This is a genomic window from Paenibacillus thalictri, from assembly GCF_004307995.1.
GTDB classification, from domain to species: Bacteria; Bacillota; Bacilli; order Paenibacillales; family NBRC-103111; genus Paenibacillus_AF; species Paenibacillus_AF thalictri.
On the sequence record NZ_SIRE01000012.1, the window covers coordinates 113,504 to 127,167 of the forward strand.

The 13,664-nt window shown below is 51.5% G+C and carries 8 protein-coding genes; 3 read left to right on the top strand and 5 right to left on the bottom strand.

The window, feature by feature from the left end; translation table 11 throughout:
- Positions 1-39: 39 nt before the first annotated feature.
- The 4 genes from EYB31_RS17810 to rlmN all read right to left on the bottom strand — a co-directional run bounded on the left by EYB31_RS17810 (position 40) and on the right by rlmN (position 6,194).
- Positions 40-1,365 carry an ABC transporter substrate-binding protein gene (locus tag EYB31_RS17810; RefSeq protein WP_131014720.1) on the bottom strand — a complete coding sequence of 442 codons (1,326 nt, stop codon included), beginning with the start codon at positions 1,363-1,365 and terminating at the stop codon, positions 40-42.
- A gap of 110 nt (positions 1,366-1,475) precedes the next feature.
- A complete protein-coding gene (locus EYB31_RS17815; protein WP_240762559.1) occupies positions 1,476-3,038 on the bottom strand; it encodes a response regulator transcription factor in 1,563 nt (520 codons plus the stop codon).
- 8 nt (positions 3,039-3,046) lie between these two features.
- On the bottom strand, positions 3,047-4,816 hold the full coding sequence (locus tag EYB31_RS17820; protein ID WP_165452470.1) for a sensor histidine kinase: 1,770 nt from the start codon (positions 4,814-4,816) through the stop codon (positions 3,047-3,049).
- Between the two features lie 280 nt (positions 4,817-5,096).
- On the bottom strand, positions 5,097-6,194 hold the full coding sequence (gene rlmN, locus EYB31_RS17825) for a dual-specificity RNA methyltransferase RlmN (protein WP_131014723.1): 1,098 nt from the start codon (positions 6,192-6,194) through the stop codon (positions 5,097-5,099).
- A gap of 339 nt (positions 6,195-6,533) precedes the next feature.
- Here rlmN and EYB31_RS41255 point away from each other — a divergent pair, with 339 nt between their 5' ends.
- Complete coding sequence (locus EYB31_RS41255) at positions 6,534-10,901, top strand: AAA family ATPase (protein ID WP_131014724.1); 4,368 nt, start codon at positions 6,534-6,536, stop codon at positions 10,899-10,901.
- A 241-nt stretch (positions 10,902-11,142) separates the two neighbouring features.
- Positions 11,143-11,349, top strand: a complete 207-nt coding sequence (locus tag EYB31_RS17835; RefSeq protein ID WP_131014725.1) for a TM2 domain-containing protein — start codon at positions 11,143-11,145, stop codon at positions 11,347-11,349.
- Positions 11,350-11,468: 119 nt separating this feature from the next.
- Here EYB31_RS17835 and EYB31_RS17840 read toward each other — a convergent pair whose 3' ends face one another.
- Positions 11,469-12,956, bottom strand: coding sequence for an MDR family MFS transporter (locus tag EYB31_RS17840; protein ID WP_131014726.1), 1,488 nt, complete (start codon positions 12,954-12,956; stop codon positions 11,469-11,471).
- A gap of 240 nt (positions 12,957-13,196) precedes the next feature.
- Between EYB31_RS17840 and EYB31_RS17845 the strand changes: the two genes are divergently transcribed.
- Positions 13,197-13,628, top strand: a complete 432-nt coding sequence (locus EYB31_RS17845; RefSeq protein WP_131014727.1) for a MarR family winged helix-turn-helix transcriptional regulator — start codon at positions 13,197-13,199, stop codon at positions 13,626-13,628.
- The last annotated feature ends 36 nt before the right edge of the window (positions 13,629-13,664 follow it).

The following is a 13,664-nucleotide window of genomic DNA, read 5'->3' on the forward strand; positions in this document are numbered from 1 at the left end:
GGATCAGAGAGCCATGCACCGCGTCATGTTTGGGAAAGGTTACTTTTTCACCCGGTCGGTCCAAATTTTCTGAACTTCAGTCAATGCTTGCTCCTTGTTCATCTGACCGCCGACGTAAGCTTGCAGCGGCTTGGCAAACTCTTGGTTGGAGCCGGACGGCCAAAGCGTATGCGCCCATGGAATCGTTTGGTTCTTCTGCACATAAGCGCTCAAATCTTGAGCCAAAGGTCCGAGTTCCGGCGACGTTTTCAAGTCGGTAAATGCAGGAATGAGCTTAAAGGAATCGACCAAATATTTTTGACCGTTATCGTGCAGCCAATTCAGGAATTTCTTCGCTTCATCCAAGTTTTTGGAGTTTTTGTTCAGCACATAATATCCCGGTACGCCAACAGGCAGTTTTGTGTCGGAGGCGTTGTCATTCAACGGAATGGCGAACATGCCGATCTTCAGGTTAGGATTGATTTTCGTAATGGAATCGATCGTCCAGACGCCCTGCTGCATCATCGCCGTTTTGCCGGTGGAGAAATCCGACACCTGGTTGTCGTAGCTAATGCCAACCGACTCTGCGCCTTTGCCGTATTTGACCGTCATATCCAGCACATCGAAAAATCCGTTCATGTTGGCGACGTTGTTCACTTTGGCTTCGCCTTTGTTGATTTTCTGAATCATGCCAACAGGATCTTTCTCATAGGCATACGGCAGATTAAACAAGTGCTGGCCGAGAATCCACCATTCCTTGTAGCCTTCCGAGTAGGACAGCACACCAGCCGCTTTCAGCTTTTCGTTCGCCTGCTTCAGCTCGGTCAGCGTTGTCGGCACCTTGTCGATACCGGCTTTGGCAAATAAATCTTTGTTGTAAATAAAACCGTATCCTTCAAAAGCAACCGGGAATCCGAGCTTCTTGCCGTCCACGGTCATGCCTTCCACCGCCGCAGGGGCAACCTTCGACATCCATGGCTCGTTCGATAAGTCGGCGATTTTATCCGACCAATCCTTGATATCTGTAAACGCTTTCGACATGAAGATATCGGGAGCATCGCCGGAGGCAAAGCGGGTTCTGACAATCGTATCGTAATCGGAAGTGGCCCCGCCTTCGATGATGACGTTAGGGTTTTGCGCCATATAGTCGGCTGCCATCGCCTTCACTTTGTCGGTAATCTCGACTTTAAACTGCAGCAGCTTGAGCGTCACCTTTTGCCCGCTTGCGCCGCCGCCAGATCCTCCCGCAGTTTGCGTATTCGAGCCGCCGCCCGCACCCGCTGCCGCGCCGGAGCCGCCTTTGGCCGGTTCTTCTCCGCCGGCACAGCCGACCAGCGATGTCAGCAGCAATGCGCAAACGGTAAGCAAGGAAAATTTCTTTTTCATGATTCCTCATCCCCTCTATGGTTAGTTAGTCATTTATGAGTTCCTTCACAAATTAGTCTACAAGGTTGCCTGATGGAGGGGTAGAGAATATTTTCGCCAAAAAGAGGAATCTATGAATCTCGGCGCTGCTTACGGAACTGCAGCGGGGAAACGCCGGTGTGCTTTTTGAATACCTTGCTGAAATAGTTTTCATCCGTGTAACCCAAAGAACCGGCCATCGCGGATACCGTCATATCGGTGTGCAGGAGCAGTGACTTGGCCTTTTCCATGCGCAGCTCCGTTAGATAAGTCATCAGTGTTGTGTTATACAGCTCTTTGAACTTTTTGGCGATGTATTGCGGGCTGAAGCGGAACCGCTCGGACAACGAGGACAAGGACAGCTCCTCTTGAAAATGGCGGTGAATATAATCGTGAATCGCCTGAATGCCGTGAGTGCCGGAACTCTCGCTACCCTTCTCTTCGATCAGCATCCACCATGACTGGATCAGCAGCTTTTCCCATTCGTCCAGATCGCTGATCCACAGCGGCATCGAAGCGTCCGCCGCATCCGCACCGGGATTGCGCAGACGGCTTGCCCGCTCCAACAATACGTTGGCTTCCATCGTGTAAGCGTGCAGTTCCTTTAAGCTCAAATCGCCGCGGTCGCGCAGCGCTTGCGTAAACGAACGGATAATTTCCGCCGCGTACGTTTTGTTCTCGTTGTTTAAGGCGGTTTGCAGCAGAAGCTGCTGGTCCATCAACCGCGGAGCCTGCTTCCCCGATCCGGCCGGACGGCCGGGATGCAGCAAATCGCATTTGAGCAGCGCCGACCGTGCGGCTACGCTGGCGGCAGGCAGCGTCTCCACCGCCGCTTCCGTTTCGCAGAGACCGATCAGCACCTCAAGCCCCAGCGTGCTGCGCCACGCCTCCTTGACCTTGTCCATATAGCGGCGGTGTTCACCCGGCAGTGCCTTGGCACTCCCTTCCGCCGCGGTAATCAGCAGCCACTGATATCCGTCCAGACGGCATAAATAATACGAGCCGTAGGATTTTAGCGTCTCATGTGCGATATTGTTGACGGCAAACACAAACAGCTCGCCGTCTCCGAAAAACCGGCGTTCAATAAGCGCCGTACGGTTCCGCGGCAGCACCAACGCCACCCGCAGCTGCTCCATAGGCAAGCCGATTTTGAAAAATACACTGCGGAGGCCTTCGTGTAGCGGGGTTTCGCCTTTGAAATATACGGCCAGCTTCTGCTCATCGAGCAGCGCATCGGCTTTACGGATCCGGAACTCCGTCTCCCGGTCCTCACGGAGACTGTTCTCCTGCTTCTGCCATGCAGCTACTGCGCGTGTGAGCGCACGCTCCAAGTCGCTTTTGCGAAACGGCTTCAGCAAGTAATCGACGCCGTTGGCCCGGATCGCCGCTTGCGTATAGGGGAAATCGTCGTACCCGCTGACAACGATCACCTGTGTGCCCCAGCCTTCCTCGCGGAGCTGCTGCAGCAGCTCGGTGCCCCCCATATGGGGCATACTCATATCGCAGAACAGCACGGCAGGATTGTGCAGTCGAATCAATTCCAGCGCTTGCAGCCCGTCTTCTGCCGTTAACCGTTGCGAAATCCCGAATTTGCCCCAATCGACGGCCAGCTCGATCCCTTCTCTTACATGTTCTTCATCATCGGCAATCAACACTTTCAAATTCAAGTCGCCTCCTCGGTTAATGGATCGATAGGGATGTTAAGGGAAATGACCGTCGCTTCGTAAGGAACACTTTGAATATCCCACTCGAAGCCTTGTTCGTAATGCAGCCGCAGCCGCGTCAGCACATTAATCAAGCCGATGCCGCCCTCCTGCCCCGTATGAAACTGGCGTTCGCCGTACTCCTGTTTGATCCGCTGCAAAATCTCTTCTTCGATCCCTTTGCCGTTATCCATGACACGGATGCGAAGCTGCCGGTCGACTTCAATGCCGATGTGGATGACGCCGGAGCCGCGGCCTTTTTCAAAGCCGTGGATAATGCTGTTTTCCACCAGCGGCTGGAGGATCAGCTTTGGCACATGGATGTCCATAGCCTCGTCCGAACAAGACAAGGTGTAGGACAGCTTATTTTTAAACCGCCCGGTTTGCAGCGACAAATAATGTTCGATATGTTGGATTTCCTTGTGCAGCGGCACCGTTTCTGTCTGCAAATCCATACTGTAACGCAAAATCGCTCCCAGCTCGGCGATTTTATCGCTGACCTCGTCGGAACCATGGCGCAGCGCAAGCGTGCCGATCGACTGCAGCGTATTGTACAGAAAGTGCGGGTTGATCTGCGCCTGCAGCATTTTGAGCCTGGCCGTCGACAACTCCAAGCGATGCCGGTACTCCCGGTTCATTAAATCGTCGAGATTGCGAACCATTGTCTGAAAGCGATGCTCCAGCACCCCCAGCTCGTCCATGCGGCCTGTGGAAGGCACAACTTCGAAGTTGCCGGTCTCCACTCTGGCGATGCTGCGCAGCAATCTTTTGACCGGAGCGATCGTCCGATACGACAAAATCGCAGCAAGCACGAGGACAAAAGCGACGGCAATAAATTGGATGACCAGCGAGCGGTTCAGCGTCCGGTTCGCCGATTCGTTCACAGCGGTAATCGGTACAAACTTCACGATCGTCAGCGGCAAATCCAAATATTGATCTTTCACATAAATATAGATCCCGCTTCTGCCGTTCCACTTGCCATTCACGGAACCTCTCACTCCGGTAAGCTCCTGCGTTAAATTCCCGTTCGTTATTTCAGCCGCGGGTTCCGGGGCTGAGGAATACAGCAGCTTCATCTCCTCTTTGATGTACAACATGACATATTCGCCTTCATTATGCACAGGAATCGTCAAGGGACGGATTCGTCGTTCAATCTCCGCAAGCCCGGCATAAATCGAAACGACGCCCAGCACTTCCGGGTGCGGGTAATCGACGATCGGCTTGTGGAACGCCAGCGTGGGCACACCGCCAACCGTATTCACCTCATACCACCTGGCATAGTCCTGGGTCTCGCTTTCGGTACGCGGTATCGATATGCTCGGGAGCACCATATTAACTCCAACACGGGCGATATCGGCGTTTACAATCGTTTCCCCGGTCAAAGCGCTAATATAACGTACGGCGCGAAACTCCGGCCGGCTGTTGTAGATGGTAACGAGCTGACTGGTGGTAGCCATCGTATGGGCCGGCACAATTTCCCGCGACCGCAAGTAACGCATTAACGTCTGGTCGTAATAAAAAGAAACCGAAATATAATTGAGATCGTTCAAATACCTCTTAATATTGTCCATGCCGCTGTCCATCGTGCCTTGATTGAGCTCAATCACCTGGCGTTCCACCGAACGCGAGGTCGTTTTATATGAGACAATAATCGATAAAGATAAGGGAATGACCGCCGAGATAAGCATACCGATCAATAATTTGGCAAATAAGCTCTTTTTGAGCCACATGTACATTCCCCCAACCTGTATTCATGTCCCGCATGTATTGCCATTTTAGCAAGTTGCAACCGCCTTCACAACAGAAAATGACTCCCTGTAGACCGTCCGGAACGTGCGGAAGCCGCCTTTCGGCCCTGAAACAAACTTCCCACCAACGAGCGCGAATCCCGAGCGTGCGTCCAGCGTCGCGTGGCGGCGGTCGAACCCCGCATGAACAGATGCAGCACAGCATGTCTTGGCAGCAAAAAACGCACCGCTGCCGGTGCGCCTGCTGATCTTATTGGTTTGACTATCCTGTCACTGCTTGTTCGGAGCGATGATCCTGGCGCCCGGACGCCTTGATCTGCTTGCTTCTCAGCTGGCCGCAAGCGGCGTCGATGTCCGCCCCGTGCTCAAGTCTTACGCTGACGCTGACGTTTTGCTTCTTCAGAACATCGTAAAATGCCCTTACCGCGTCCTGCTCGCTTCTCTGATATTGGCTGTGCTCGTCCACCGGATTGTACGGAATCAAGTTAACGTTAACGCCATGGCGGCGATCTCCGATCAGCTCGGCAAGCTCCAACGCATGCTCCACACGATCATTGACATCCTTGAGCAAAATATACTCGATCGTGACTCTCCGATTCATTTTTTCCAAATAATAATCGATGGCCGGCATTAATTTCTCGATAGGAATGGCCCGATTGATTTTCATAATTTGCGTGCGCAATGCATTATTGGGGGCGTGCAAGGAAACCGCCAGGTTCGCATGCAGGTCGCTGTCGGCGAATTCGACGATTTTATCGGCAAGGCCGCTGGTGGAGACGGTTATATGTCTTGGGCCAATAGCCAGGCCTTTGTGATCTTTAATGACTCGGATGAAATCCGCCACATGATTGAAATTGTCAAACGGTTCGCCGATCCCCATGACAACCACGTGGGTCACGTTTTCTCCCGGCTTTTCTTTGTCCAGATACTGCTGGACCTTCATGATCTGCTCGACAATTTCACCGCTCGATAAATCGCGGCTTTTCGCCAAAAGTCCGCTCGCGCAGAAGCTGCATCCGATATTGCAGCCGACCTGCGTGGTGACACATACCGACAATCCAAATTTATGCCGCATCAATACGGTTTCAATTAAGTTGCCGTCCTGCAGCTTAAACAAAAACTTGACCGTTCCATCCGACGATTGCTGCTTCAAGTGTTCCTCTGCCGTTTGAATCATGAAATGATCGGCCAGCAATTGAATGCAATCCTTGTTGACATCGACCATCTCGGAGAAATCGGTGACCCGCTTTCTATAGAGCCAATCCCAGACTTGGGTGGCACGCGTTTTTTTATGTCCGCGCTCCGCAAGCCAATCTGTCAGGCGGTCCAGTGTTAATCCATATACAGAGCTTTTATTCATGCATATCCTCTTCCCTATTTCATCCGATTCTAGTTTCATAACGAAGATAACCTATTGTTTCATTATACTCCTAAAAAAATTTTTGGATACCTGCTGATCCTGCTTCGCCGCTCTGCTATACCAGGCATTGCCGGATGCCTTGCAACGGTCGAGACCGCCGCATACGTGCGCTATTATTTTCTTATAAACCTTAACATATCCCGTTAAGTTACATGATACAATAGGAAAGTAAGCCCAACCACAAATGAAAGAATTGGAATTTTGCAGGAATAAAATGGAGGAATTGTTGTGTTACCCACCGGCAGCATCGAGCTCAGGAATCTGCTAAATGAGACTATCATGGAGATGCCATCCTTCATCCATGCAGCTATAACGATTACCCAACTGGTACATACGGTTCATAAGCAGCCTGCGATTATCGGAAATTTAAGCCCCGCTTATGTTAGCATCCGGCCGGATTTGAGCATGGCCGAACTTACCCCAAACCGTAAGCCGGATTATGCATATCTTGCCCCCGAGCAGACAGGCCGAATCAACCGTACACCCGATGAACGCAGCGATTTGTATGCGTTAGGCGTCATATTTTACGAAATGCTTACAGGCCGGCTGCCGTTTCAAGCACAACATGCGGAAGATTGGATTCATGCACATCTTGCCGTGATGCCGCAGCCCCTGAATAAGCTGCGTCCGGATATAGCGGTTCCCTTGCAGGAGATCATTTTGAAGTTGTTATCCAAATCCCCCGAAGACCGCTACCAAAGCGCCTATGGCTTGTTAGCCGATTTGAAACGGTGCGCGTCGTCGCTGGAATACGCCGGAGAAATCGTGCCGTTTGAGATTGCCCGTATGGACGAAGCCAGCCGGTTTCGGCTGCCGCAGACGCTTTTCGGCCGTGCAAAGGAAGATGAGCAGCTGCGAAATGCTTTGAAGATGGCTTGTGAAGGCGCCTCTTCGTTTGTCCTCGTTACAGGTCAGGCAGGTATCGGGAAAACCGCGCTGATCCGTGAGCTTCAAGTGCCGGTTACCCGGCAAGGCGGTCAATTCATCATCGGGAAATGCGATTTGATGAATCGGGACATTCCCTTTTCCCCGCTCCTTCAGGCACTGCGCCGACTGATCCGCCAAATCTGGAGTGAGTCACCCGAACGAATCTCGCAGTTAAGGGTTAAATTAGCCAATTCGTTAGGACAAGGCGCGGGGGTCATCGCGGAGTTTCTCCCGGAAGCAGCCGCGTTGATCGGTGACTTCCCATCCGTGGAGAGACTTTCCCCCGCCGAAGCAGCAATCCGTTTCCGCCGGCTGCTGCCTATTTTCATTCATATATTCACGGATAACGACCATCCGCTTGTGTTGTTTTTAGACGATCTTCAGTGGGCTGATCCCGATACGCTGGATGTTGTCCGCTTATTTGCAAGCGACCCTAGCTTACACGGATTGTTAGTTATTGGAGCTTTCCGGACCAAAGCGGCGGCCGATCAGGCACAGCATGGAAGCGACCTTGCGGCAGCTTCTTGGTTTCAATCGGCATTGGCCCCGCATCAGGCCGAACTGCCGCTTCACATGCAGCACCTTATGCTGAACCCCTTGTCTTATCTCGATGTCAAACAATTCGTAACAACCACGCTGAACGAAAACTCGGCTCGTGTCCGCTTGCTAGCAAGATCGCTTTATTACCGAACCGGCGGGAACGCCCTCTACCTGCACCGCTTTCTGGATAACCTGTACCGTGAGAAAAAGCTTTATTTTGATGAGGAACAATCCGCCTGGACATGGGATGCGGCGGCCATCTCGCAAATACCCGAAGATCCCGATATTCTCCATTTATTCGAATTCCGTATTCGCATGTTACCCCAAGAAACGATTGAGCTGCTTACCATTGCCGCAGCCATCGGACACCGTTTCCACCCGGCCATGATCGCTCTAATCAGCGGGCACGCCTTGACGGATACGCTCCTGCATCTGCGCTGCGCTGAAGAAGAAGGTTTAATCAGTCCGGAGAATGACGCCGACGAGACGAGAACCGAAGATAGCGTATATATGTTTCTGCACGACCGGGTCCAGCAAGCGGCCTATAAAATCGTTCCCGATGCGGATCGCGCAGATTTGCACCTGAACATTGGCCGCGCCATCAAACGCCATGTACACGAGCACACGGGCGAACTCACCTTTGACTTGGTACATCACTTGAACCTGGGGTGTAGTAAGATGGCCGATGAAGTCGAGCGGCGGGAGCTGGCTGAGTATAATCTTCAGGCGGGTCTGAAATCAAAAGCGACTACGGCGTTTGCGGCGGCGCTGCACTTTCTGGAAACGGGATTGTCCCTTGTTGCCAAAGATGAAGTGTCCCCGGGTTCCCTGCCTTACCGGCTCATGATGGATTTGCCGGAGTGCTATTATATGTGCGGCCGCGCAGATGCGGCGGAAGACATGCTTCACCGATTAATGGCCTGTACCGCGGATCTCATTGAACGTTCAAGAATTTATTTGATTTGGATCGCCATGAATACCTACTTGAAGCGGGAAGATATCGCATTGAACATCGGCCATCAGGCTTTAGCCGAATTTGGCTGGAAGCTGCCGCTCAAACCGTCGAGAACAACGGTCATGTCCGAGGTCGCCAGGACAAATCTGGCATTATACCGCATGCGCAAGGAACTGCCTAACCTGCCGGTCAACCGCGATCCGCATTATAAAGCGTTGTCCGATCTGCTGATGGCGATAGCGACTTCGGCATTTTCCACAAGTTTGGAGTTGTCCGCCGTGCTGTTTTCCAGATTCGTCCGTTACGGTCTGAAATACGGAAACAACGAGGCGTTTGCTTATATTCTTGCCGGCTACGGGCTGGTCATTCTTAGAAATAAAATTTCCCTTTCGCAAATGGGCAGCCAATATATCGAAACGGCTTATTTGCTTTCATCCGCTTTGGAAAGCACGGACTTGCGCTGCCGGATGTATTACATCAGAGGTTTGGCTGCGCTGCTGCAAAACCCGGACGAAGCCGCGGAGCATTTTAACAAATCCGTAGGTTACGGGATGGAATCGGCCAATCTGACCTTTGTCAGTATTGCGATGCTCACTTGCACGACAAACCATACCGGGGATTTGCAGTTGTTATCCGAACGGATTACCGATTATGAGGAAGTCTCCCAGAAACTTGTCGACGAGATCACCCTCAACATTTTTCGGATCGCAAGGTGGTATTTAGCGCAGCTAAAAGGGGAGCTCGGTGAAAACGATGAAGTCGTAGCCCCGTTGATAACCCAGCGCTCCACCCATATGCTCAACAACGAAGTGTATTATACCTGCACCTGCCAAGCGGAGATCGCTTATCTGGACGGGCGGTACCACGACGCGCTGGAATGGGTGCAGCAGGGGCAATTCAACAATTTCCGGCAGACACGCATGCAGGTCCGCAAACAGCATGTCTACCAATCGCTAGCGCTGGCGGCCTTGTACGCCAAGTCACCGCCCAAAGAACGCAAAGCCATACGTGCCAAACTCGGCAAACAGTTGGGTGCCATGAAGCATTGGTCCGGCTATTATGGACACCAATCTTCCGCTTATCTGCTTATCTCGGCAGAATTGGAGCAATTCGCCGGTAATCGGGTGGCCGCGATCAAAGGATTTGAACAGGCCATTGAAGCGGCACGCAAAGAAGGATATGCCATGATGGAAGCAATCGCCTGCGAACGGGCCTCGGTTTATTATAGAGAAGCAGGCATCGTGACAGCGGCGGACGCGCTTATTGTGGACGCTTGTGCCGCCTACCTGCGCTGGGGCGCCACCGCCAAAGTGAATAAGCTGAGAGCGGCCCACCCTAAACTGCCCTTATCCGCGTCGGCATTGCAAGAAAGCAGGATCGGTGCGCTTGGCAAATCAGAGCCGTCCGGCAATGAGACTGTTCCGAGAAACGTTCTGGCGAACGAGCCCGGCGAAGACGTACGCGAAAAAGCGGCTTTGTTTGACGACGGTCAAGGGCTGCTCAAGCAAATCACCGGATGGTCAAGCAAGACGGACCGTCAAGATGTCATGAACCGGTTCCTCGAAGCGGCGCTGCGTTATTCCGGAGCGGAGCGAGGGTACGTGCTGAGCAGCCGGGAGAGGGTTTTCTCCATAGAAGCGCAAGCAGGACATCGAAGTGACGTACAGGAACAACATCTGTATGCGGAAGCCATCGTACGTTATGTGTCCGTGACCGGCGAGCCGGTCGTAGTTGAGGAAGCATCACGCAGTTCTTATGCGGCGGACCCTTATATCCTCCGCTTTCACCCTCAGTCGATTTTATGCATGCCTGTTGTTTTTCCGGGGAAATCATGGCCGTTTGTGCTTTACTTAGAAAACAATCTGATTTCTTACGTCTTTACCCAAGAAAGAATCGATATGCTGGATCTCATGATTACCCGCATGGTTTATCTGAAATCATTGGAGGAATCGCGGCCGGTGGCGAATGTTGATCCCGATATTGACCCCGGTCCGCCGGCGGCCGCGGCAGCCGCGCAGCAGCCGCTCGTTGACCCCCTGACGAACCGTGAGAAGGAGATGTTATCGGCGCTGGCTGAAGGTTTATCGAATAAAGAGATTGCCGATCATTTCGGGATCACGGAAGCAACGGTCAAAAGCCATGTGTTCCGCTTATACGGGAAACTCGGAGTAAAACGGCGGGGGCAAGCTATTGCCCGAGCCAGAGAATTACGGATCTTGGATTGACCTTGTGACAACGCTGTGTTGGGGCCGATAAACGGAATCATGCGATTCCGGATGTTGGCCTTTTTTGGTGTCGCTTATTGTCTATTTACTACTTTCGTTTGATCTCATCCTTGGCGAAAATTGTATAAAATATGCGGATTTACAACTTTCGTTTGATGCTAAACCAAAAGCCGCCACTCTATAATAAAAACGAACTTGCCTGAGGCAAGAAGTAAGAACATATACGGGGAGAGATGAATAAATGAAGTCGAGAGTGACTGCGGGAGTACTTGCAATTTTATTGGGCGGGTTTGGTATTCATAAATTTTACTTGGGCAAAATCGGTATCGGCATTGTATATTTACTGTTCTGCTGGACAGGCATCCCATCGATCATCGGTTTGATTGAAGGTATCTTGTATTTGACCAAAACTGACTCGGAATTCCAACAAAAATACGCATCCGCTTAATAACGCGGTCTGGCGTAAACAACGTACATAAAAATCCCCCTGAGCAGACTTGGAATACGATCTGTTTAGGGGGATTTATTGCATACAAGTCGCTTAGGTCCCGATCGAAACGGCCCTAGTTATGACGTCTGCGTGCGTCTTTGATCTTTTTGAAGCGGCACGATTCTCGCTTTCCCCATAAACACAATGCAGATAAAGCCAAGTCCGATCGGCAGCAGCGCCCAATAAAACGCAGCAGATATGGAAATGGACATGGCGTCCGTCATCTGATGAACCATTTCAGGGGAGAGCTTCTCCCGTGCCTCGGCCGAAAGAATTGCGCGCGAATCCACATGACCGGCTAACAAGGAATTGTATATATGATTTTGAATCGTGCCCAGAACGGTCACACCCAACGTAGTCCCTAACGTTCGAAAAAATGTATTTGTTGATGTGGCTATGCCGCGTTGCTGCGGCTCCAAGTTATGCTGGGTCGCTAAGCTCGTCATTGAAAAAGAACAGCCCATGCCCAGACCCGCAATGACCATGTATACGGTTAGAACAGACCGGGCGGTATGAACGTCAATCGTACCCAGCAATAACATCCCGCTAAAAAAGATAACAACCGATACAAGCATAATCCCGCGGTAGCTGAATTTTTTTACGATCTGCCCGGCCACCTGGGCGCCAACCGCCGACCCCACCATCAGCGGGATCAGAATCACTCCGGCATTCGTCGCGGTTCCGCCATATACAGCTTGAACAAACAGCGGAATAAGCACCGTGATGATAATAAATGCTCCGTTGTAGAAGAAAGCTACGCCTTGTGTGGCGGCGAACAATTGTCTTCTGAACAAGCTGAACGAAATGATAGGTTCTTGCACCTTTCGCTCAATCCATATGAACAAAACAAACATTACGGCGAAGATGAAAAATAAAGCCGTGATCGGGGCGGATGTCCACGCATACTGACGTCCTCCCAATTCAAGCGTAAGCATGAGGCTGACGACGGACCCTACCAACGTAAGGGCGCCAAACCAATCGATCTTCAATTTCTTCAGTTGAAGGTTTTCGCGGTAAAACTGAGCGATAAAAAATAATGAAACGACGCCAAACGGCAAGTTAATGTAAAAGACCCACCGCCAATTGATTTGATCCGTAATAAACGCCCCTAATAAAGGGCCCATGACACTGGATAATCCGAAGACGGCGCCAAACAGGCCGACCATTTTCCCCCTTTTTTCTGGAGGATAAATATCATAGATGATCGTAAAAGCGATCGGCATTAAGGAACCGCCGCCGATACCTTGAATGGCGCGGTACACAATAAGCTGAACCATGCTTTGTGAAGTTCCGCATAATGCGGATCCAATCAGAAAGACCGCCAGCCCTAATAAATAAAACCTTTTACGCCCAAACATATCGGAAAGCTTCCCGAATATCGGCATGCTGGCCATGGTAGCGACCAAATAAGCGGAAGTCACCCAAATAAATTGATCCAAGCCGCCAAGATCCCCTACGATTGTCGGCATGGAAGCCGAGACAATCGTATTGTCCATAGCGGCCATCAACAGCCCTAATAATAAACCGGCTACGACCAGCCCTGTTTTGCTTTCTTTGGCAACCATGATTGTTCCTCCTTTACCTTCTCCATATCTTCAAAACTGAATCCCTCATACAGCACCCGGTATCCACTGAGGGCTCACATCACCTCAAACTGGAAGTCCATTTTTCGATATATAGTTGCGAATGCAACTAAATTCCCGAACCTAGTGTACCTCATTTTAGTTGCATGCGCAACTACTTTGTTGTACTATTTTATGTAAGATGCTGACGGCAGTAAATATGATCGCAAAGAGGTGTGACGGATGGACGAGGAATTAGAACCTGTCGGCAAGCTGATCTCTCAGCTTTACCGGCAGAATCAGAAGACGCTTGCCAAAGAATTGCTGCCTTACGGCATTGGCGGCGGCGGACAATATAACTTCCTTAAGCTGGTGCTGATCCGGCCCGGGATTACACAGGATCAAATGACCAATGAGGCCAAATACGATAAAGCGACTACCGCACGCGCAGTTAAGCATCTGGAGGAGGCCGGCTACATCGAGCGAAGGCCGGACCCCAAGGACCGCCGCTCTTCGCTGCTCTATCCGACAGCCAAGGCCCTTGAATTCGCTCCTCTTCTGCAGTCGATTCTAACGGAGATCAGCCGCAGCCTTACCGCAGGGCTCACTCAAGAAGAGACCAATCTGCTCGCTGCACTGCTTCGTAAGATCAGCAGCCCTCCACCGAACCATTGAAGCCTTTCTCGGCTAATTCAGCATTACCCCAGCTAA